Raw genomic sequence first — 21962 nt, forward strand, 5'->3', positions numbered from 1 at the left:
CGCCCACCTTCGGCCGGCCGACCGCCCAGAGGGTCTCGCCCGGCCGGGCGGGACCCAGGCGGAGGGCCCCGGGCGGGGCGAAGCCCAGCGCGACGACACCCACCGAGCTCTGCACCACCGGCAGGTTCTTCTCCGTGCTGCCCGTGACGGGCAGGTCGAGGCCGGCCTCGGCCGCCTCGTCGCGGATGCCGCGCAGCACCTCGCGCCCGGTCGGCTCCGGCTCGGCGCCCACGGGGTCGGCCAGCGCCACCGGCTCCGCCCCGGCCGCGAGGAGCTCCGCCAGCGCCACCCGCGCCGTGAAGCGCCCCACCACGTAGGCCGGCGCGCGGACGGCGTCGCCGGGCTTCTCGCCGACCCCGGCCGCCACGTCGACGGCCAGGAGCCAGCTGCCGAGCTCCGTCTCCAGCACCAGCAGGTCGCGCAACCGGCGGACGGCGCGGACCGGACCGCTCACGAGGCGCGCCCCCGCGGGCTCTCCGCGAAGGGGGCGAGGAGAGTCGCCGGCAGCCGGCCCAGCGCCGCGTAGAGCAGCGCCGCTCCCACGCCGTTGAGCGCGCTGGCCACCAGGAGCGGTCCCAGCATGGCGGCGACGAAGGCCGGCCCGAAGCCGGGCCAGAGGAGGAAGGGCGCCGGCGCCAGGAGGCCGTTCCCGACCACGATCCAGGCCGTCGCCGCGAGGAGGCCGCGCCGGCGGCGGAGCCGGCCCGCCACCGCCGCCACCCCCGCCATCTCCAGCGCCACCACCCCGTGCACCGGGAGCGTCATGGGAAAGCCGCTCAGATAGGCGGTCAGCAGGTGGCCCAGGGCGGCCACCGCCGCCCCCTGGCCCGGCCCGAGCAGAAAGGCTGCCAAGAAGCCCGGGAGCGAGTCCAGCGCCGGCGTCCCGGTCAGGCTCGGGAACTTGATCGTGGCGCCCACCGCGGAGAGCGCCACCAGCATGGCCATGGCCACCCTCCGCGTCAGCCGGTGCGAAGCGCTTCTCATGCGGGCGACCGGCCTCCTTTCTCCCTCGGCTCGCGTGCGATGGCGCCGAGCGCTTCGACGAGGCGCCGGTTCTCCTCCTCCCGCCGGACGGCGAGGCGTAGATGGTACCGGCCCAGGCGGGGGAAGTCGCTGGCGTCGCGGAGAAGGATCCCCCGCGCCGCCGCCCGCTCCGCCCAGGTCGCCGCCGGCAGGCCGCTGGGCTCGGCGTCCAGCAGGAGGAAGTTGGCCGCGCCCTCCCGCACGCGGAAGGCGCCCAGCGCCTCGAGCCCGCGGCGGAGCTGCGCCCGCGCCTCCGGCAGCCAGGCGCGGCTCCGGCGGATGAACTCCCGGTCGCCGACGGCGGCCACGGCGGCCGCCTGGGCGAGCGCATCCACACTCCAGGAGGGCTGGAGCTCCGCCAGCTCCTCGCGCCAGGCCGGCGGCGCCACCAGGTAGCCCAGCCGGAGCCCCGGCAGGGTGAAGAACTTGGTCAGCGAGCCCGCCACCACGACGCCGGAGGGCGCGCCGGCGGCCGCCTGGCGGAGCGAGGCCTCCTCCGGACGGGGCAGGAAGTCCACGAAGGCCTCGTCGGCCAGGAGCAGTCCGCCGGTGGCGAAGAGCGCCTCCGCCAGCGCCAGGAGACGATCCCTGGCAAAGAGGCGGCCGGTCGGGTTGTTCGGCTGACCGAGGACGAGGAGCGTCGCCTCGCCGCCCCGCGCCACCTCCTCGCCGGTGGCCTCCTCCACCCGCTCTTCCGGCAACCCGCGCCAGGGAAGGCCGGCCGCCTCCAGCGCCTCGGCGTAGCCGCCGAAGCCGGGCTCCGCCACCAGCGCGCGCACGAGCCCGCGCCGCCGCGCCCAGAGCGCCGCCAGGTGGAGCGCCTCGCTGCCGCCGTGGGTGAGGAGGAGCGCTTCCTCGGGCACGCCGAGGTAGGCGGCCACCGCCGCCGTCGCCTCCCGCGCCTCCAGGTCAGGATAGCGGCCGACCGTCTCCAGCGCCTCCCGCACCGCCCGGAACACCGGCGCCGGCGGTCCCCAGGGATTGAGGCTAGCGCTGAAGTCGAGCCACTCCGTCCGGCCGAAGCGGAGGGACGCCTCCCGCCACTGGCCGCCGTGCCTCCGCCGCACGAAAGTTCCCCCTTCGATCTCTGCCTGCCGATCCGCGCGCGGCCGGGCTCAGAGCCCCAGCGCCCAGGCGGCCAGCGCTCCGATCTCGCTCAGCACGGCGACGGCTCCGTAGACGTCGCCGGTCAGGCCGCCGAAGGCCCGCGCCAGCCGCCTCGCCACCCCTTCCGCCACCGCCGCCCCCGCCGCCCAGCCGCCGAGGAAGCGGCCGAGCGCCGCCAGGACGGCCGGCCAGACCGCCTCCGCCGGGCCGCCCCCGGCGAGCGACCGGACGGCCGCCCCCAGCGCCACCGCGGCGGCCAGGCCGAGCCCCAGAGCGGCCAGGAGCGCCGACGCCTGCGCCATCTCCCGCCGCCCGGCGCCGCGGAAGGCGCGGCCCAACCCCTCGGGGCGCGCGTAGGCGAAGCCCGTCACCGCCCGCACCAGCGCCCAGCGGCCGGTGGCCGCCGAGAGCGCCAGCGCGGCCAGGCCGAGCGCGCCGGCGGCCCGGTAGAGCCTCTCCAGGAACGCCGACTCGAGGAGCAGGGCGAGCGTTCCGGCCAGCGCCCCCAGCGCGCCCGTGCGCGGGTCGCGCATCACCTCCAGCGCCCGCTCCCGCCCCGCCACCCCCCGGACCGCCAGCGCGTCGGCGGTGTCCATCAGGCCGTCCCAGTGGAGCCCCCGCGTCAGCGCCGCCTCGCCGGCCACCGCCAGGACCGCCCCCGCCCAGGCGCCCCAGGCGAGGCTGCCGGCCCAGCCGAGGCCGCCCGCCAACAGGCCCGCCACCACGCCCGCCAGCGGGAAGGCGGGCAGCGAGGCGACGAGCCCGCCCTCCGCCGGCGACGGGCCCGGCAGCACCGTCAGGAAGCCGAGCGCCACCGCCACCCGCTCCGCCCACCGCCTCCCTGCCGCTTCCCCGCCGCGCCCCGGCTCCCCTGCCTCGCTCACCGGATCACCTCCGCGGCGGCGGCGGCGAGCAGGACGGCCAGGCCGCCGGTCCAGGCCAGGAGCCGGACCGCCTCCGTGATCCGTCCCGGCTCCAGCGGTCGGAGCGGCTCGCCCAGGTAGGGGTGGGGGCTCGCCCGTCCGCCGTAGACGTTGAGGCCGCCCAGGCGGACGCCCAGCGCCCCCGCGTAGGCCGCCTCGCCCAGACCGCTGTTGGGGCTGGGGTGCTTCCTGCCGTCGCGGCGGAGCGTCCGCCAGGCGCGGCCGGCCGAGGCGCCGGCCAGGGGAGCCGCCGCCACCGCCAGAAGCGCCGCCAGCCGAGCGGGCAGCCAGTTGGCCAGGTCGTCCAGGCGGGCGCTCGCCCAGCCGAAGTGGAGGTAGCGGGGGGAGCGGTAGCCGACCATGGAGTCCAGCGTGTTGACCGCCTTGTAGGCCAGCGCCCCGACGGCCGCCCCGGCCCAGCCGGGGAGCCCCGGCGGCGGCAGCAGCGCGCCCGCCCAGGCCCAGAAGAGAGGCGCCACCACGCCGTCGTTGGCGTTCTCCGCCACCGACTCCACCGCCGCCCGCACCACCTCCGGCTCGTCCAGCCCGGCCGTCTCGCGGCCGACGATGCGCCCCACCGCCCGCCGCGCACCCGGCAGGTCCCCGGCGACGAGGCGCTCGCGGACCGCCAGGGCCGACGCGGCCAGGTCGCGCGCCGCCAGGCTGGTGGCGAGCCACCAGACGGCCAGGGCGAGGCCGAGGGTCGGCGCGTGCCGCGCCAGGACGGCCAGGACCGCCCAGGGCAGCCCCGCCGCCGCGCCCAGCGTCACCAGGACGAGCGCCGCGCCGCGGAGCCGCCGGGCGGCGGGCGTCCGGCCGCCGTAGAGGAGCCGCTCCCAGGCGGCGATCCAGCGGCCGATGAGCACCACCGGATGGGTGGGCCGCGGCGGGTCGCCGAAGAGCAGGTCCAGAGCCGCCGCCGCCAGGAAGGGCAGGGCGGGCGCCACCGGCGCCTGGACCCCGAGCGCACCGCTCACCGGTCGCTCCCTGCTTCCAGCCGCACCCCGACCAGCGAGCCCAGGAGCTCCAGGTCCAGGTGCTCGCGGAGCGCCTGGGCGAGGGCGTCGTACTGCCGCTCGCGCCAGCCCCGGCCGAAGGCGGAACCCGCGCCGGCGCCCGCCTCCCCGGCCTCCGCCCGCGACCCGGCCGGGACGCGCCGCGGGGCGCGTCGCGCCCGCGCCGCCCGCAGCTCCTCGAGCCAGCGCTCGAGGAGCTGCTCGTTCTCGAAGAGGCCGTGAAGGTAGCTCCCCCAGAGGAGGGGGGAGGCGAAGGCGCCGTCCGCTTCCTCGGGCGAGGCGGCTCCGTCGCCCCCCTCCCGCTCCGCCGCACCCGCCGGGCGGAGGAGCGCGAAGGGCCGGCCGCCCTCGAGGAGCCGGCTCCGCCCGGCGTGGATCTCGTAGCCGCGGACGGGCAGCCCTTCCCAGCCCGGCGCCACCACGCGCCCCTCCGCCTGCCGCGTCCGCTTCCTCGGGAGGAAGCGCGTCTCCAGGGGCAGGAGGCCGAGGCCGGGGAGGCTCCCTCCCGTCCAGCCGCCGGCCTCGCCCTCAACGCCGTCGGGGTCGTCCAGCCGCTCGCCCATCATCTGGAGGCCGCCGCAGATGCCGACCACCGCGCTCCCCGCCCGGGCCCTGGCGGCCACCGCCGCGGCGAGGCCGCTCTCCCGGTGCGCCCGCAGGTCGTCGACGGTGTTCTTGCTGCCAGGAAGGAGGATGGCGTCCGGCTCCCCCAGCTCCTCCGGTCTCCGCACCGCCCGCAGGCGGAGGCCCGGGTGGCGGCGGAGCGGCTCCAGGTCGCTGAAGTTGGAGAGGTGCGGGTGGAGGACGACGGCGATCTCGAGCCGCCCGGGCTCCCAGCCCGCCGTGGCGCCCCCGGGCGCGCGCTCCGCCAGGTCCAGCGAGTCTTCGGGCTCGATCTCCACCTCCAGGCGAGGAAGCACCCCCAGCACCGGCACGCCGCCCCGCTCCTCCAGGATCCGCACCCCGTCCGCGAAGAGGCGGAGGTCGCCGCGGAACTTGTTGACCACCAGGCCTCGCACCCTCCGCCGCTCCTCCGGCGGCAGGAGGTCCAGCGTGCCCAGGAGCGAGGCGAAGATGCCGCCCCGCTCGATGTCGCCGACCAGGAGGACGGGGGCGTCCGCCGCCTCGGCCACGCGCATGTTGGCCAGGTCCTGCCGGCGAAGGTTGAGCTCCGCCGGGCTGCCGGCGCCCTCCAGGACGACCAGGTCGAAGCGCTGGCGCAGGCGCTCCAGCGCCTCCACCACCGCCGTCCAGAGCTCCTCGCTCCCGGCCCACAGTTCGCCCGCGCGCCGGTCCCCCGCGGGGCGCCCGCGCAGGATCACCTGGCTGACGCCCTCCCCCTTGGGCTTGAGCAGGACCGGGTTCATGTCGACGGAGGGCTCCACCCCCGCCGCCTCCGCCTGGACGGCCTGGGCCCGCGCCATCTCGCCCCCGTCCGCCGTCACCCAGGCGTTGAGCGACATGTTCTGCGCCTTGAAGGGGGCGACCCGAAGCCCCGCCTGCGCGAAGAGCCGGCAGAGCCCCGTCACCAGGAAGCTCTTTCCGACGCCGGAGCCGGTGCCCTGGACCATCAGCGTCCGCGCGCGCACTCCGCCAGCTCCCCCTTGACCGCCACCGGCAGGCCGGCCACCATCCAGAGCACGTTCCCCGCCTCGGCCGCCAGCGCCTGGTTGAGCCGGCCCAGCCAGTCCACGAAACGCCGCGCCTCCGGATCGGGCGGCACGATCCCCGCCCCGGCCTCGCCGCTGACCACCACGGCCGGCGCGCTCCGCCCGGCCAGCGCCGCCACCAGCCGCCCCGCCGCCCGCTCGAAGGCAGCCGCCGCCGCCCGGGCATCCCGGTCGCGCCAGGCCTCGACGCAGGTGGCCACCCAGAGGCTCGCCTCGTCCAGGAGGACCACCCGCTCCCGCGGCAGCGCCTCGACGGCCCGAGGAAGCGCCTCCGGCCGCCAGGCGTCGGGCTCCAGCGTCTCCCACGCCGCGGGGCGGCGCGCGCGGTGCTGGCGGATCCGCTCGCGCATCTCCGCGTGGTCCGCCCGGGCGGTGGCCACGTAGACCACGGAAAGGTACGCCTCCGCCGCAATGCAGGCGGCTAATCGCTCAGCGAAAGCGGATTTGCCGCTCCGCCTAGCGCCTACAACCAACGTCACCATCCCTGCACATCACCGCCCGAGAAGTCGGTCCGGCCGCCTCGGCACCTGCATCCGGGCCATTGCCTACTCTGTTACTTGACTATCCAAAGCCACCAAGTTCCCTCCAAAACCGCGGTCCCGGGCCACTTACGTCCACCGGCACCGTCCCTTCCCACTCGCCCTTGCCTCCCACCTAGTAGGGGACTTTGCACCGGGTGCGAGCCGCACATTGCATGGGACGCGCAGCACGCTGGCGCACGACGCGCCTACCACGTACCCACCTCACCATCCTCAACTTCTGCCCGAACACCTCGTCACCAAAGAGCTAAATACAGCCTGAGGCATCCTGGGTCCTACCCACGAATACCCCTCGCCACCCAGCATTCAGTACCGCCCAGCTCGTGCATCCCATTGTGCCTTCCGGGCCTCCAAGTCATTGATGCAACGCCGGAGGCTATCCGACGCTTCCGCTGCTACCCGCGGACGCCACGTACCACCGGCGAATTCAATCAATCTCGAATTGTACGCCGGTCCCACGGCCCGCCCGCTTCCTGTTCGCGGAACCATGTCCGCCCGAATTGCCCGTTTCCGTGAGTGCCCCGCCAAGTCCACTACAAACCTCTTCGGATCGCTCACATAGTCTGGATCTAACGGTATCCTACTAATCGGAACTCCAAAAAACTCCGCAAACGCCTCACGATCGCCGAGCAGCCACGCCTCGATTGAGCGTACAGCTATCCGCAGGCAGAGATACGGCGCCTGTCCCGGCATCCACTCCCGCCGAAGGCGCGGAGCACATTCGTCGCGATCCAAGTCGGCCAAGACTAACCATGGTCGTCTACCGGCTGCCCGGTTATACGCCGCCAGCTTTTGCTGCAGTTTCTGCCTGCCCCCAAGAATATACACCTCGCCCCTAGTGGCCCCAATCTCCGTAAGCAGACGGCCCGCCACGACAGAGTCAAGATCTCCCTCTACAGCGCACGAAAAAACCGCGTACCTCACAACCGATCACCGAAGAAGGATAGTTGTTCGAAGTCCTTGGGTCGCGTCAAGGGAAGCAACGCCTCCCCCAGTCCAACCCCGCCTTCGATCAGTTCCCGGATTTCATCCAGCTCGTTCGGTTTCTTCACCTGCGTTCCGTCCCGACCTGGCACCAGCAGAATCACTTCGTCTAATCCCACGCCAGAGTCATCCAGCAAATCAAAAGAATGAGTACTCAACAAAACCTGTATGTTGGACCGTCTCTGCGCCCGGGCTATCATGGCAGGAATCTGGCGCACGACGTCCGGGTGAAGCGAAAGCTCTGGCTCCTCCAGAAGCAACGGGCCGTTTTGTTCAACAATAGACCAGAGAAGTCCGAGCAGTCTAAGCGTTCCATCAGAGAATTGTTCCTCGGTTTGCCACGCGCCATTTGGTCGCCAATGTTCGTACTTACCGCGCAGGTGCCATGTCCCTTTTACTTCGTCTCTATACAGCTCTAATTGCTGGAGTTGCGGCACGGCGACTCTGAGGGCTTCCTCAATTCGTTTGAGCCTGGACTTTCGCGTCCTTTCCGGAACGCGAGCTACTTGTTCCAAAAAATCGCCGCCAAATGGATCGTTGGTGCGACCTACGGATCGCTCCGGTTCGCGTACAAGTTGGGGCACTATATGGCGATAGCGCACGGTTTGAAGGAACTCTGCGACCTCGCGAAACTCTTTGTTTACATTTACTTGTTCGAGAAACGTCTGGGTAAGTCGCGCTTCGTCCGCCCGATCGTCCTTATCAGGCCTTTCTAATATAACCTTGCCATTGTGCATTACACGCTCCTTCTTGACAACTAATCGTCTACCTCGCTCATTGAACGCCACCTCATATTCCCATTCTGCTGGTTGATGCTCAGAACCGATGGAAACCTTAACGGAAACATCCATCCGTGTTCCGTGCGCTGCGAGGCAACGCACCGCCGCCAGTCCGCCGCGCCTTCGGCATGCTTCTTGAAGTCCTCCTCCGACTACAACGATATCGCGTAGGAAGCGAAACGCGTCGAGAAAGTTGGATTTTCCGGCAGCATTTGGTCCTATTATAAATACGCGTGCGGTAAGGTCAGTGTCGACCTCTCGGAAGTTCCGCCAGTTTTGCAGCCGGATTGAGGTGAAGCGACGTCCGGGTTCCTTAGCCATCGGGGCAGCCTCCCCTTGTGTGCAACCGAATCCGTCACGGGCTGGCTCTTGGGCGACCATCCGGCATCGCCCGATTCTTTTTCGGAGTCAGCCTTGGGCCGCACGTCGCACAAGCAGAGCTCACGTCGTGCGGGTGTCACCTCGGGACCGTTGGGCGTTGAGCTTCCCCTCTTCCGCCAACATTCCCCTCGCCCGCAGCAGACTTCGATGGGATCGCGAAAAGGAAGCGCGTCCGGTGTCCAGCTTGGACCGGTCCGCCTCCGTTGGCTCCCACACCGCAGGATGTCGCGCACGGTGCTTCCGGATCCGATGGCACACCTGCGCACGGTCGGCCCCCACAGTGGCCATGTGGGCTGCAGGCTGTTCAGTCCTGAAGGCCGCTGCACACGTGCCGACTTCCACCCCTGCCAAGCAGCCAGAACCGTTGCCAGCACTAGCTTGCTAACCGTTTCCCCCGATACGGCCGTTGTTGGCAGGATTCGCCGGCGCCACCCTCCTCCTCCTGCGGACCCGGCCCTGGCGACTCAGGCCCGGACGGGCCCCCCGCCCCCGCCCTCGCCCCCGTCGACGCCCCGGCGGTCTCCCCGCCGCCGGCGGATCGCCCGCAGGAGGTCGGCGGCCGTGCGCAGCTGCGCGGGGCTGGCGTCGGGCTCGCCACCGTAGCGGTGGCCGACGTAGAGTCCGGTCAGCTCGGCCAGCTCCCGCCGCTCGGAGGCGGGCAGCGGCAGCGGGCGCCCGGCGAAGCGGAGCGGCGTCTCGGCGGCCGGCCGCCCCATGCCCGCGGCCCGCAGGGCGCGCTCCAGGCGCTGGTAGGCGCGACGCAGGCGGGTGGGCGCGGGGCGGGGAGGCCGCCGCCCCGGGGGCTCCTCCAGCCGGCTGCGCAGGATGCGGATCCCGTCCCGCGCCTCGCTCTCCTCCGGCGACTCCGGCGCCCGCAGGCGGCCGAGGAGGAGGCGCGCGCCCAGCGCGGCGAGCAGAAGGCCCGCGGCGCCCAGGAGGAGAATCGCCAGGCCGCCGGCCAGGCTCCCCGCCCAGGTGGGCTGCGCCCGCCCGGCGGCCGGCGGCGCCGGCGGCGGAGCAGGTGCCGCGCCCGGCCCGCCGCCGGCCAAGCGGCGGAGCAGTCCCACCAGGAGCGCCACGCCCTCGCCCAGGAGCCAGCCCGCGCCCAGGATCAGGTCGAGCAGGAGGCGCTCGAGGCCGCGCCGGAGCGGCGCCACGGCCAGGAGAGCGGCCACGGCCAGGGCGGCCGCGGCGGCGCCGGCGGCGGCCAGCAGGGCGAGGCGCCGCCCGCTGGGCAGCGCCGCCAGGTGGCCGAGGAGAAGGAGCGCGAAGCCCGCCAGCGCGGCGCCGTCCGGCCGTCCGGCCAGCCCGGCCAGCGCCGCCGCCAGCAGGAGGAGCGCGTCGCGCACCTGTCCCTCGCGCAGCCACGGGGCCGCGTCGCCCCGAGCCGCCCGGGGCAGGCGCCTGGCGCGGAGCCCGCTCCAGAGGAGGAGCAGGAGGAGCGCCGGCAGGCGCGCAGCCAGCCACGGCAGCCAGCGGAGGGCCATCTCCGCGCCCAGGAGCGCGGCCAGCGCCTCGCCCGCCAGCGCCAGCGCGCGCTCGAGGGGGTCCAGGCGGACGGCCGCGCCGCCGGCGCTCACGGGCCTGTCACCTCCTCCACCGCCACGGCCGCCGGGGGCGGGACGGCCCCGGGCGCCCGCGCCGTCAGGAGCCCGCGGGGGCGGACGAGCAGGACCGGGACGGCCCCGGCCGCGCGCCGGAGCGTCGCCAGCGCCGGCGGCGGCGCCTCGCCCTCGCGCAGCGCCAGGAGGAGGCGGAGCGGGATCCCGCGGCGGGCGAGCGTCCCCAGGTGGGCGACCGCTTCCTCGTCCAGGCGCGCGGTGAAGAGCTCCAGCGAGCCGCCCGGCGGGAGCTGGCGGGCGAGCGCGGCAAGGAAGCGACCCCCCGGGCCCGTGGGATAGCCCAGCAGGCCGGCGAAGGCCGAGCGCAGGCGGCGCGGGTCGGCGGGCGCAGGCAGGCGGGCCGGCGCCAGGCCCAGCGTGGGCACCGCGGCGTTGGCCCAGAAGCCGACGGGGACGCCGAGCCGCCCCAGCTCCTCCGCCCGCGCGGCGGCCAGCGCGATGAGCGCCTCCAGCCCCTCCATCCAGACGCCGCTGTAGAAGGGCTCCTCGGTGGCCGCGTCCAGCGCCAGCGTCACGGGGAGGAAGCTTCCTTGGCGGTAGCGGCGGACGGCCAGCTCGCCGCGGCGGGCGGTCAGGTACCAGTCGATGTCGCGCACGCGGTCGCCGGGGGCGTAGGCGCGCGCGCTGTAAGGGAGGAAGGGCTTCCTGGAGGGCAGGTCCGGCGCCTCCAGGTCGCCGCCCCAGCGCGTCCGCTCGGCGGCCCGGGGGGCGCGGGCGCGGACGGGCAGGACGCGCAGGCCGCGCCGGAACTCGAGCGCGAGCGAAAGGCGGGCGACGCCGAGACCGTCGTCCGCCTCCATCTGCGCCGGGACGAAGTGGGCGTGGCCGCGTCGCAGCGGCGTCGCGCCGAGCGTCACCTCCGCGCGCTGGCGGAGGCCGAGGGCGAGCACGGCGCCCGCGTGCAGGTGCTCGCCCGGCACCGGATCGAAGGGCGGCGGCAGCTCCACGTCCAGGTAGACGCGGGGGAGCGGCAGCCAGGCCAGGTTCTCCACGCGCAGGTGAAGGGTGACGGGCTGGCCAGCGGCCACCTCCTCCGGTTCCACCCAGGCGAAGCCGCGCACCCGCCCCTCGGTGGCCCGCCGCCAGAGCGCCGGCCAGGCCAGGGCGGCCAGCGCCAGCAGGGCCGCCGCCAGCGAGAGCCAGCCCAGCGTCCAGGCGGCCACCCCCGCCCCGCTCACCGCCCGCTCACCCCTCCTCGACGGGGACCGGCACGCGCTCCAGGAGCTCCCGCACCACGGCCTCCGCCGGCCCCTCGCCCCGCCCCTCGGCGCTGGCCGCCGGACGGCCGCCCTCGGCCTCGGGGAGGAGGCGGAGGCGGTGGGCGAGGACGGGGACGGCCAGCGCCTGGACGTCGTCGGGCAGGACGTAGGCGCGCCCGGCCAGCGCCGCCCGCGCCCGCGCCGCCCGCGCCAGCGCCACCGTGGCGCGCGGGCTGGCGCCCAGCTCCACGGCCGGGTGGGTGCGGGTGGCCCGCACCAGCTCCGTCAGGTAGCGGGCGACATCGGGATGGAGCGCCACCCGGCCCGCTTCCTCCATGGCCGCGCGCAGCGCCGCGGCGCCGGCCACCGGGCGGAGCGTCTCCAGCGGCACCTCGGCGGCCTCGAGGATGCGCACCTCCGCCTCGGGCGATGGGTAGCCGAGGCGGACGCGGAGCAGGAAGCGGTCCAGCTCCGCCTCCGGCAGCGGGAAGGTGCCCACCGACTCGACCGGGTTCTGCGTGGCGATGACCAGGAAGGGCCAGGGCAGCTCGTGCACCTCGCCGAACTCGCTCACCCGCCGCTCCTGCATCGCCTCCAGGAGCGCCGCCTGCGTCCGCGGAAGCGCCCGGTTGATCTCGTCCACCAGGACGACGGAGGCGAAGAGCGGCCCCGGCAGGAAAACGAAGCGGCGCGCCTCCTGGTCGAAGATGCGCGCCCCGGTCAGGTCGGAGGGCTCCAGGTCGGGCGTGCACTGGACGCGCCGGAAGGGCAGGTCGAGCATGCGCGCCAGCGACTCCGCCAGCCGCGTCTTGCCCGTCCCGGGCACGTCCTCGATGAGGACGTGGCCGCGGCTGAGGAGCGCCACCAGGAGGAGCTCCACCGCCTCCTCCTGGCCGACCACCGCCCGCGCCAGCTGCCCCCGGACGGCCGCGGCCAGCCCGCGCGCCCCCTCTGCCGCCTCGCTCCGCTCTTCGATCAAGAAGCATCGCCCCCCCGTGGAGCGGCCGGTCGGACCGGCCCGCCGGCGCCCGGCGGCGCCATGGCCCCAGAAAGAGAAGGCTCCCGGCGGTCGTCCCGTCAGGAGCCATCAGCGACGTCCCCGTCGCAGTCGGTCGGCAGATCCTGCGCCTCACGGCGAGCTCCATCGCCGTCTTGCCTGTCGAAGCCCGTCCTAGTCTACGAGCCGGCCGCCGCGGCGGTCAATCGGCGGCGCCGGGAGCGCTGCCGCCCCGGAAAAGCTTCACCGAACCTTAACCGGACGGCCGGCGCGCCGCCTTGACGGCCCGGAAGGCCCGTGCTATCAAGGAGGCACCGCATTTCCCTGGGCCACCGCGACTGGCGGTTTGCGGCCCCCTGGACTGGGTCGAGGGTTGCGGATCGCCAAGGGCGATGGAGCTCGCCCGGCCGTTCGGCCGAAAAGCCATTGGGCTGATGGCTCCTGACCACGTTGGGGCGTCGGGAGCCTTTTCCATGCCTCGGACGCCTGTCGGAGGTGCGAGCCGTCGTGGCTCTCCTGGGGCTCAACGCGCTTCAAGCGGGCCTCGTGCTCCTCTTGTCGCCCGGTTTGAAGGGTTTCGTCACCTGGCTGGAGCACCGCATCAGCGGGCGGCGCGGTCCTTCCATCCTTCAGCCGTACTTCGACTTGGCGAAGCTCCTGCGCAAGGAGCGGCTGATGCCGGAGGGCGCCTCGTGGATCTTCCGCGTCGCGCCGCTTCTGGTCTTCGCCTCGCCGCTGGTGGTGGCGCTCTTGATCCCGGTGCTGACCACCTTCCCGCTCACCTGGGCCTTCGTGGGCGACATGGTGGCCGGCGGCTTCATCCTGGGCCTGGGCGGCTTCTTTCTGCAGCTGGCGGCGCTGGACTCGGCCAGCCCCTACGCCGCCATCGGCTCCAGCCGCTCGCGTTTCGTCGCCTTTCTGGCCGAGCCCGTGATGATCCTGGTCTTCTTCGCCGTCACCTACGTGGCCCACGCCACCATCCCGTACGTGGTCAACCAGCGTCTCTGGCAGGCGCCGCTCCTCCTCTCGCCCACGCACGTGCTGCTGGCGGCGGCGCTCTTTCTGGTCATCCTGGCCGAGGGAGGAAGGATTCCCATCGACAACCCCTCCTCCCACCACGAGCTCTCCCAGATCGAGGAGAGCCGCCTCTTCGAGTACTCCGGGCCCGACCTGGCGCTGATCGAGTGGGGCGGCATGAGCAAGACCATGATCCTGGTCGTCATCCTGATGAACGTGCTGATCAGCCCGCTGGGCCTGGCGTCCGGCATGCAGGCGGGGCCGGTGGCGCTGGCGGTGCTGGCGCTCCTGCTCAAGATGCTTCTCTTCGGCATCCTCCTGGCGGCGGTGGAGAGCTCGTTCGCCAAGCTGCGGCTCCTGCGCGCCGCCGAGTTCCTCGCCGGCGCTTTCGCCATCTCGCTGCTGGCCTTGATCAGCTTCACCCTGGGGGGTTGAGCCCGATGGAGATCCTGGCCCTTCTGAGCGTCTCCTCGCTGGCCGCGGTCCTCGCCATGACCGTCAGCCGCCAGCTGGACAGCCTGATCGGTCTCTACCGCTGGCAGTCGCTCCTGCTGACCGGAACGGTGCTCGCCCTGGCGGTGCGGCTGGGTCACGCGCACCTCTTCTGGACGGCCGGGATGGCCCTCTTGCTGAAAGTCTGGGCCATTCCGTCCATGCTGCGCCGCCTCATCCACGGCACCATCCTGGAGCGGAGCGAGCTCCACTTCCCGCTGACCGCGACGGGAACGCTCCTCTTCGCCAGCCTGCTCACCGTCTTCGGCCTGGCGGTGGGCATCGGGCTCGGACCGTCCGGAACGGCCTCGCTGGAGAGCGCCGTCGGGCTGGCCTCCTTCCTGCTGGGCCTGGCGCTGGTGGCGCTCCGCTCGGAGGCCATCGCCCAGGTGATCGGCCTGCTGGTGGCCGAGAACGGCAGCATGCTGCTCATCCTGGCGCTGGCGCCCTCTCTCCGCCTGGTGCTGGACGCGGGCCTCTTCTTCGAGACGGTCATCGGGGCCTGGATCATGGCGCTGCTGGTCCACCGTATGCACCTGGTCCACGGCCACACCAACACGAGCCTCCTGAGGGAGCTGGGCAGCCGATGGGTCTGAACCTCTCGCCGGCCGACCGGCTGCTCCTCGCCATGACGCTGGTCCAGGCGGCGGCCGCCCTCTGCGCCTGGTTCACCTCGGACCGGGCGGGCCGGTGGGCGGTCTTCGCCGCCCAGGCCGTCGCGGCGGCCCTGGCCGCGCGGCTCCAGCCGGGCGGCGGCCTGCGCCCGGCCTCGGCGCTCGGCCCCGGGGCCGCCTGGCTGGCCGTGATCCTGGGCGTCGGTCTGACGGTCACCGCCTACCGCCTCTGGGAGTCGCCCGAAGCGCGGTCGGAGGGCGACGGTCACCGCTACAACGCGCTCCTGGCCCTCCTTCTGGCGGTCGTGGCCGCGGTGCCCTTCGCCGGCAGCGGGCTCCGGCTCTGGCTCTCGGTGGAGGCGGTCACCTTTCTGATGGCGCTCCTGATCGACGTGGAGCGGCGCCCGCAGAGCGTGGAGGCGGCCTGGAAGCTCTACATCCTCTCCGCCGCCGGCTCGCTGGTGGCGCTCCTGGGGACGGCGCTGGCCGAGGGTTCGGCGCAGCCGGCGCTGGCGCTGACACTCCTGGCCGTGGGCTACGGCGCCAAGGCGGGGCTGGTGCCGCTCTACCTCTGGAAACCGGACGCCTATGCCGCCACCTCGGCCACCACGGGGGCGCTCCTGGCCTCGCTGGAGAGCCTGGTGGGACTCTACGCCATCGCCTGGTGGGTACCGCGACTGGGCGTCTCGTCCGCTCCCTCCTGGCCGCTTCTCCTCCTCGGCGGCCTCTCGCTGCTGATGGCGGCGCTGGCCCTGCCGGCCGAGCGCGACCCGCGCAAGGCGCTGGCCTACTCGACGGTGGAGCAGGCGGCGCTGGCCGTGCTGGCCCTGGCCGCCGGCGGTCCGGCCGGCCCCCTCCTCGCCTTCTGGCTGACGCTGAACAACGCCGCCGCCAAGCCGCTGGCCTTCTTCACCCTGGGTCGCCCCGGCGCCGCCCGCTGGCTCTACGCGCTGGCCCTGCTGACGCTGGCCGGGGTGCCGCCCATGAACGTCTTCTTCGGCGAGCTGGCGCTCTTCCGCACCCTGGGCGCCTTCCGCCCGCTTCTCCTGGCCGGCGTCCTGGCGCTCCTCGTCCCCATCTTCATCGGGCTGGTCCGCCTGGTGACGGTCGCGCTCTTCCCCGCCCCGCAGCCGGAGTCCCAGGCGGCCGGAGAGGCCTCCCCGCTCAGCTGGAGCGCGGCCCTGGCCAGCGCGGTCCACCTGCTGGCGGTGCTGGCGCTGGGCGCGGCCGGCCTCCCGCTGGCGGTCCTGGGCGGGGCCGTGCTCGGCGCGGCGGGCCTGGGAGGTGGGCTGCTGTGAGCGTGCGCCTGCCGGCCGCATGGGAGGGCGAGAGGCTCGACTTCGCCGGGCCGGACGGCGGCTTTCCGGCCTGGGAGCTGGCGCCGGAGGATGACGAGCGGCTGCCCGAGCTGCTCGGCGCGGCCCGCCGGGCCGGAGCGGAGCTGCTCACGCACTTCGCGGAGGCGACCGGGGAGGGTCCCCTCCTCCGCTGGCTCCTGGCGCTGCCCGTGAGGGGCGAAGGGGCCTCCTCCGCCGGTGAGCCCGCCGGCGCGCAGGTGGTCGTCTTGCGCGCCCGTCCCCGGGGCGGCCGCCTGCCTTCCTCGGCCGCGGAGTGGCCCGTCCTGGCCTGGTACGAGCGGCGGATCCGCGACGAAGAGGGGCTCGAGTTCACGGGCCACCCCGATCCCCGCCCCATCCTCCGCCACGAGGGGCCGCTGCCCCGCCGGGCGGAGCACGCCGGTCTGGTGGCGCTGCCGCTGGGCCCCGTGCGGGAGAGTGTGGTGGAGTCGGGCCACTTCCTGTTCGAGACCATGGGCGAGGAGATCGTCCACCTGGGCCTCCGCCTCCACTACAAGCACCGGGGTGTCGCCCGGGCCGCCGTCGGGCTCGCCCCGCGCGAGATGCTCTGGCTGGCGGAGAGGACGTCGGGGCTCTCCTCGCTGGCGCATGCCCTCGCCGCCGCCCAGGCCGTGGAGCAGGCCGTCGGGCTGGAGGTGCCGGAGCGGGCCGCGCTTCTCCGCCTCCTCCTCCAGGAAGCCGAGCGGCTCTACAACCACGTCGGCGACGTGGCCGGCCTCGCGCGGGCAGCCGGCCTGAACGTGGCCGAGGCCGAGCTCTCCGCGCTGAAGGAGGAGCTCCTGCGCGCCAACGCCGAGCTGACCGGCAGCCGCTACCTGCGCGGCCTGGTGGGCGTGGGCGGCCTCCGCCGGGACCTCGGGGAGGAGGCCCTGGCCCGCTGGCTGGAGCGCGCCCGGGCCGCGGCGCGCCGCTTCTCCGACGCCGCCCGGGTCCTGCAGCGGACGCCCACCTTCGTCGACCGGATCGAGACCACCGGACGGCTCGGCCGGGAGGACGTCCTGCTCTTCTCCGGCGTCGGCCCGGTCGCCCGGGCGAGCGGGCTGGCGCGGGACGCGCGCCTGGAGACGCCCTACGCCGGCTACGCCCGGCTGCGTCCCTCGCCCGTGGTGGAGGAGGCGGGCGACGCGCTGGCGCGCTACCGCGTGCGGGTGGGCGAGGTGGAGAGCTCCCTGCACTTGATCGAGGAAGCCCTCGGCCACCTCCCCGCCGGCCCCGTGCTCGCCGCCGGCGCGGAGCGTGCCGACGGCGCCCGCGGCGCGGGGGCCGGCTGGTCGGAGTCGCCGCGCGGACGCGTCGTCACCTGGGTACGGCTGGTGGGGGGCAGGGTCGCGCGCTTCCAGCCGCGGGCGGCCTCGTTTCACAACTGGCGCCTGCTCCCCCGCGCCGTGCCCGGCAACATCCTGACCGACTTCCCGCTGATCGAGGCCAGCTTTGCCCTCTCCTACGCGGGCAACGACCTCTGAGGCGGCGGGTAGCACCGGGACGAGGATCGGGAGGCCGAAGATGCGCAACTGGTTCTTGCGAGGGTTGGAACGGGGCGTCCAGACGACGCGCTATCCGGGTGGACCGGCGGAGGAGGCGGAGAGGCTCCGCCGCGGGGTCCGCTTCGCGGGGCCCGGCGTCTCCCGCGCGACGGCCGCCCGGCTGGAGGAGCTCTGCCCGGTCTCGGCCCTCTCCCTCGAGGAGGGCCCCCGGGGCGATCTGCGCCTGGCGCTGGACCTGGGCGCCTGCATCGCCTGCGGAGCCTGCTTGGAAGAGGCGCCCGAGGCGCTCACCTGGCTTTCGGAGCCGGCACTGGCTCGGAGGGAGCGCGAGGCGCTGCGCTCCTACCTGCCGGTGGCCCGCGGCCGGAACGGCCTGGGCCGGCCCGGCGGCCCCGCTGCCGGCGGCCGTCCGGAGTCCGGTGTCGACGGCACGACCGCCGAAGAGCTGGCGCGGGGCTTCCAAGCCGCTTCGCGGAGGCTCTTCGGCCGCTCGGCGCACCTCCTGCAGGTGGACGCCGGCTCCTGCAACGCCTGCGAGAGCGAACTGCTCGCCCTGGGCAACCCCATGTACGACCTGCATCGGCTGGGTCTCTTCTTCACCAACTCGCCCCGCCACGCCGACATCCTGGTGGTCACCGGGGCGGTGACGGAGAACATGCGCGACGAGCTCCTGGAGGCCTACCGGGCCATGCCGGAGCCGAAGCTGGTGGTGGCTGCGGGCGCCTGCGCCGTCGACGGCGGCATCTTCCGCCGCGCGCCGCACTTCGTCGGCCCCGTCGACCGCCTTCTGCCGGTGGACGTCTACATCCCGGGCTGCCCGCCCGATCCTTACACGCTGCTTCACGGGCTGCTCCTGGCCGTGGGCCGGGCGGCCGAGGCGGCCGAGGCGGCCGCGGGCCGGCAGCCGGACCGGTCGACGGAAGCGCTGGAGGTGCACCGGGCATGAACGGGATGGCCTGGTTGCTGGCGGCACTCCTGCTGCACGCACTGGCGACGGTGGCCGGCCTCGGGCGCGGCGCCGCGGGCCGCTCCGCCTGGGGGGCGGTGCTGGCGGCGGCCAACGGGGCGACCCTGGTCGCCGCCCTGCAGGTGCTGGCCGGCCGCGGCGGAACCGTCGCCCTGGACCCCTTCTGGATCCTCGGGCCGCTGGTCCTCCGCGCCGACCCGCTGGGCGGCTGGTTCCTCCTGGTCACCGGCTTCGTCGGCCTGGCGGTGGGCGTCTACAGCGTCGGCTACTACGCGCGGCCCGGCCATGACGACCGCAGGGTGCGGGCGCTCTTGCCCGTCACCCTGGCCTCGCTCCTGCTGATCGTGACCGCCGGCGAGATGGTCACCTTCCTGGTCGCCTGGGAGGCCATGGCCGTCCTCTCCTACCTCCTGGTGGCGCTGGGCGAGGAGGAGGAGGCCCCCGGGGCCGCGCTCTTCATGCTGGTCCTGAGCGAGGTGGGGACGCTGGCCGTGCTGGCGGCCCTGCTCTGGATCAGCGGCGAGACCGGGACGACGCTCTTCGCCCGGCAGGCGCTGGAGGCGGGCGCTTGGAGCCCCGCCCTGCGGGCCTGGGCCTTCACCCTGGCCTTCGCGGGCTTCGCCGTCAAGGCGGGCCTCCTCCCCCTGAACGTCTGGCTTCCGGCCGCCCATCCCGTGGCGCCTTCGCCGGTCTCGGCGCTGCTCTCCACGGCCATCGTCAATATGGGCGTCTACGGCATCCTGCGTACGGCCTCGCTCGTGGGCCCGCTGCCGTCCTGGGTCGGCCTTCTGGTGCTGGCGCTGGGGGCCGCCACCGCCATCACCGGCATCCTCTACGCCCTCCTGGAGGTCGACCTGAAGCGCATGCTGGCCCAGAGCACCATCGAGAACATGGGGCTGGTGGCGGTGGGAACGGGCGCCGCCCTCACCTTCGCCGGCGCGGGGCGGCCCGCTCTGGCCGGCCTGGCGCTGGTGGCCGCCCTCTTCCACCTGCTCAACCACAGTCTCTTCAAGGCCGACCTCTTTCTGGGGGCCGGCACGGTGGCCGCGGAGGCGGGCACGCGGAGCATGGACCGGCTGGGCGGCATCGTGCGCACGGCGCCCTGGCTCGCCTCGGCCTGGCTGGTGGGGGCGCTGGGGCTCTCCGCGCTGCCGCCGCTGCCCGGCTTCGCCAGCGAGTGGCTGACGCTCCAGTCGCTCCTCCACGTGGCCGACCTGCCTTCGGGACCCTGGCAGGGGATCTTCGTGGCCGCCGGCGCCGTCCTGGCGCTGGCGGTGGGGCTGGCGGTGACCGCCTTCGTCCGCGCCTTCGGGATCGGCTTCCTGGGGGCGCCGCGCGGCGAGGCGAGCCGGCGGCCGGTGGCCGAGCCGGGGCGAGCGGAACTGGGCGGTCTCTGGCTTCTGGCTGGCGGCGCCATCGCCGCCGGCCTCCTGCCCACCGCCCTCTTTCCGGCGCTGGGCCGGGCCGCGGCGGTGATCGCGGGTACCGACGTCACGGACGCGCTGGTGCCGCCGGTCTTCGTGGCACCCGAGCGCTACGCCGGCCTGGTGGATCTGGGCGGGGCGGCGCTGCGCGGGCTCCTGCCGGTGCGCGGCGCGGTCATCGTGCCGCTCCGGCCGGACGCGGCCTCCATCAGCGGCACCTACATGTGGCTGGCCTTCGCGCTCTTCACCGGGCTGGCGCTGGTGCTCGCGGCGGCGGGCCGCGCCCGCGCCGTCCGCCGCCAGCCGGCCTGGACGGGCGGCTCCGTCCCCTTCGACCCGGCCATGCAGTATACGGCCAGCGCCTACGTGGTACCCGAGCGGAACCTCTTCGCCCCCTTCTACGGCGCCTCGTCGGAGGCGCGGGCCGAGGCGGGCCGGCCGCACTTCCCGGAGCGCATCCGCTACCGCTGGCGCTTCGTCCCCCTGCTGGAGGAGCGCCTCTACCGGCCGCTGGGGCGGGCGGGCCTGGCGCTCTCCCAGGCGGTGCAGCGGCTCCAGTCCGGAAACCTCAACGCCTACCTGACCTATCTCCTGGTGGTGTTGGTGCTGACGCTGGGCGTGGCGCTGGTCGCCCGCTGAAGAGAAGAGGCGTCCGCGCCGGAAGGAGGCGGCCCGTACGGGCGGTCCGCGGAGGGCTAACGCTCTCCCGGACCGCCTGCGGCCGCCTCCACCAGCCGCCCTGCCACCTCCGGGTGGCCGGCCAGGTGGATGTGCACGTAGGAGGCGAAGAGGTGGTCACGGGCGTACCCCTCGGGGCGGGCGGCGGCGGGGCCGTCCGCCCCGGGGCGCCACATGCGGTAGGCGGCTGCTTCCTCGGGAAGCGGGTCGACCAGGGTGGAGTAGTGGAACTCGTGGCCGCGCAGGCGGAGGCCGGCCGGGCCGAGGAGGGAGTCCCGGGCCAGCTCCAGCTCGCGGTAGCCGAAGCCGGCCAAGCGGCCGGTCATGCGCACACGCGCGGGCAGCAGGCCGGCCATGGTTCGCCCGTCGATCTCGCGGGCGAGCAGCATCAGCCCGCCACACTCGGCGTAGACGGCGCCGCCCGCCGCATGGAAGCGGCGGATGGCGCGCAGCATCGCCGTGTTGGCCGCCAGCCGGGCGGCGTGGCGCTCGGGGAAGCCGCCCCCCAGCAGAAGGAGCCCCGTCCCCCGGGGCAGCGCCTCGTCGCGCAGGGGCGAGAAGGGGATGACCTCCGCGCCCTGCGCTTCCAGGAGCTCCAGCGCCTCCGGGTAGTAGAAGTTGAAGGCCTCGTCCAGGGCGACGGCGACGCGCGGGCGGCGGGCGCGGCGCCTCCCGCGGCGCTCCGGCCCCTCGGGTGCGGCGGCCGTCGGCGAAGGCGCCCCCGCGGGCGTCGGGGCGGGTGTCTGGGCGGGAACCCCGACGGGCGGAGGAAGCGGCGGTGCGGCGCGGGCCGTCCCGAGCAGCCGGTCCAGGTCGGCGCCCTCCTCCACCGCGGCGGCCAGCCGCTCCAGCACCGCCTCCAGTCCCGGCTGCTCGGGCGCCGGGTAGAGGCCCAGGTGCGCCTCGGGCAGGCCCGCCTCCGGCAGCGGAGGAAGCCAGCCCAACAGCGGCAGCCCCGCCAGCTCCTCCACCGCCCGGCGCAGGAGGGCGGCGTGGCCCGCGCCGGCGGCGCGGTTGGCGAAGAGGCCGGCGAGGGCCACCTCGGGGTCGAGGTCCCGGTAGCCGCGGGCGACGGCGGCGAGGCTGCGCGAGAGGCCCGAGGCGTCGGCCACGAGGAGGACCGGCGCGCGCAGAAGCGCCGCCACCTCGGCCGTGCTTCCCTGGCGGCCGGTGGCGTCGAGGCCGTCGTGGAGGCCCATGACGCCCTCGACGAGGACCAGGTCGGCCCCGGCGGAGGCGCGCCGGAAGATGGCCAGCGCCGTCTCTCGGCCGGTCAGCCAGGGGTCGAGGTTGCGCGACGGCCTCCCGGCGGCGACGGCGTGGAGGCCAGGGTCGATGTAGTCCGGCCCCACCTTGAAGGGCTGGACGCGGAGGCCGCGCCGGCGGAAGGCGGCGATCAGGGCCAGCGTGACCGTCGTCTTGCCGGCTCCGCTGTGGGTGCCGGCGACCAGCAGGCGCGGCGGCCCCGGCCTCTGGGCCTGGCTCCTCGCGCCGTCGTGCTCCACGAGATGCACCCGCCTTCCCCCGCCCGCGGCCGGCCGGCACCGGCCCGCGCCGCGCGGATCCTTTCGCCCCGGGCACTTCCCGATCCGACGTCATGACGTCCAAAACGCCAGCTGTGATCGATGTCAAGCCGGTCCGGCCGCCGGGCTCTTCTCAAGCAGCTGCTGATGTTCGCCTTGGGCGAG

Annotated in this window: 18 protein-coding genes; 6 read left to right on the forward strand and 12 right to left on the reverse strand. The window is 74.5% G+C overall.

Going from position 1 to position 21962, the window contains the following annotated elements:
• From K6U79_06145 to K6U79_06195, 11 genes are all read right to left on the reverse strand, one after another.
• Nucleotides 1–454, reverse strand: a 454-nt coding sequence (locus K6U79_06145; protein ID MCL6521943.1) for an alpha-ribazole kinase, incomplete at its 3' end; no start/stop codon positions are given.
• Entirely contained in the window at nt 451–984 is a 534-nt protein-coding gene (locus K6U79_06150) for an ECF transporter S component (GenBank protein MCL6521944.1), read from the reverse strand. The genes K6U79_06145 and K6U79_06150, both read right to left, overlap by 4 nt.
• Nucleotides 981–2090, reverse strand: coding sequence for an aminotransferase class I/II-fold pyridoxal phosphate-dependent enzyme (locus K6U79_06155; protein MCL6521945.1), 1110 nt, complete (start codon nt 2088–2090; stop codon nt 981–983). The genes K6U79_06150 and K6U79_06155 overlap by 4 nt, the downstream gene beginning before the upstream one ends.
• 48 nt (nt 2091–2138) lie before the next feature.
• Complete coding sequence (locus K6U79_06160) at nt 2139–3014, reverse strand: adenosylcobinamide-GDP ribazoletransferase (GenBank protein ID MCL6521946.1); 876 nt, start codon at nt 3012–3014, stop codon at nt 2139–2141.
• Complete coding sequence (cbiB, locus tag K6U79_06165) at nt 3011–4000, reverse strand: adenosylcobinamide-phosphate synthase CbiB (protein MCL6521947.1); 990 nt, start codon at nt 3998–4000, stop codon at nt 3011–3013. The genes K6U79_06160 and cbiB overlap by 4 nt, the downstream gene beginning before the upstream one ends.
• Before the next feature lie 26 nt (nt 4001–4026).
• Nucleotides 4027–5640: a cobyric acid synthase gene (locus K6U79_06170; protein MCL6521948.1), complete on the reverse strand. Its 1614-nt coding sequence runs from the start codon at nt 5638–5640 to the stop codon at nt 4027–4029.
• Nucleotides 5640–6221, reverse strand: a complete 582-nt coding sequence (locus K6U79_06175) for a bifunctional adenosylcobinamide kinase/adenosylcobinamide-phosphate guanylyltransferase (protein ID MCL6521949.1) — start codon at nt 6219–6221, stop codon at nt 5640–5642. Before K6U79_06175 ends, K6U79_06170 begins: the two co-directional genes overlap by 1 nt.
• A 977-nt stretch (nt 6222–7198) precedes the next feature.
• Complete coding sequence (locus K6U79_06180; GenBank protein ID MCL6521950.1) at nt 7199–8362, reverse strand: AAA family ATPase; 1164 nt, start codon at nt 8360–8362, stop codon at nt 7199–7201.
• Nucleotides 8363–8886: 524 nt separating this feature from the next.
• Nucleotides 8887–10002 (reverse strand): DUF4129 domain-containing protein, encoded by a 1116-nt coding sequence (locus tag K6U79_06185; GenBank protein ID MCL6521951.1) that lies wholly within the window; start codon nt 10000–10002, stop codon nt 8887–8889.
• Nucleotides 9999–11222: a DUF58 domain-containing protein gene (locus K6U79_06190; protein ID MCL6521952.1), complete on the reverse strand. Its 1224-nt coding sequence runs from the start codon at nt 11220–11222 to the stop codon at nt 9999–10001. Before K6U79_06190 ends, K6U79_06185 begins: the two co-directional genes overlap by 4 nt.
• Nucleotides 11223–11229: 7 nt before the next feature.
• Nucleotides 11230–12219 (reverse strand): AAA family ATPase, encoded by a 990-nt coding sequence (locus tag K6U79_06195; GenBank protein MCL6521953.1) that lies wholly within the window; start codon nt 12217–12219, stop codon nt 11230–11232.
• Between the two features lie 516 nt (nt 12220–12735).
• Here K6U79_06195 and K6U79_06200 point away from each other — a divergent pair.
• From K6U79_06200 to K6U79_06225, 6 genes are all read left to right on the forward strand, one after another.
• The gene (locus K6U79_06200) at nt 12736–13692 is read left to right on the forward strand and encodes an NADH-quinone oxidoreductase subunit H (protein ID MCL6521954.1); all 957 of its coding nucleotides are present in this window, start codon (nt 12736–12738) and stop codon (nt 13690–13692) included.
• 5 nt (nt 13693–13697) lie between these two features.
• The gene (locus K6U79_06205) at nt 13698–14345 is read left to right on the forward strand and encodes a hypothetical protein (protein ID MCL6521955.1); all 648 of its coding nucleotides are present in this window, start codon (nt 13698–13700) and stop codon (nt 14343–14345) included.
• On the forward strand, nt 14336–15661 hold the full coding sequence (locus tag K6U79_06210) for a hypothetical protein (protein MCL6521956.1): 1326 nt from the start codon (nt 14336–14338) through the stop codon (nt 15659–15661). Before K6U79_06205 ends, K6U79_06210 begins: the two co-directional genes overlap by 10 nt.
• The gene (locus K6U79_06215) at nt 15658–17184 is read left to right on the forward strand and encodes a nickel-dependent hydrogenase large subunit (GenBank protein ID MCL6521957.1); all 1527 of its coding nucleotides are present in this window, start codon (nt 15658–15660) and stop codon (nt 17182–17184) included. Before K6U79_06210 ends, K6U79_06215 begins: the two co-directional genes overlap by 4 nt.
• Nucleotides 17185–17365: 181 nt before the next feature.
• A complete protein-coding gene (gene nuoB / locus K6U79_06220; protein MCL6521958.1) occupies nt 17366–18151 on the forward strand; it encodes an NADH-quinone oxidoreductase subunit NuoB in 786 nt (261 codons plus the stop codon).
• Nucleotides 18148–20235, forward strand: a complete 2088-nt coding sequence (locus K6U79_06225; GenBank protein ID MCL6521959.1) for a hypothetical protein — start codon at nt 18148–18150, stop codon at nt 20233–20235. The genes nuoB and K6U79_06225 overlap by 4 nt, the downstream gene beginning before the upstream one ends.
• Nucleotides 20236–20291: 56 nt before the next feature.
• Here K6U79_06225 and K6U79_06230 read toward each other — a convergent pair whose 3' ends face one another.
• Nucleotides 20292–21779, reverse strand: coding sequence for a cobyrinate a,c-diamide synthase (locus K6U79_06230; protein MCL6521960.1), 1488 nt, complete (start codon nt 21777–21779; stop codon nt 20292–20294).
• Nucleotides 21780–21962: the final 183 nt, after the last annotated feature.

This window comes from Bacillota bacterium (assembly GCA_023511835.1).
Classification (GTDB): Bacteria; Bacillota; Sulfobacillia; order JAIMAT01; family JAIMAT01; genus JAIMAT01.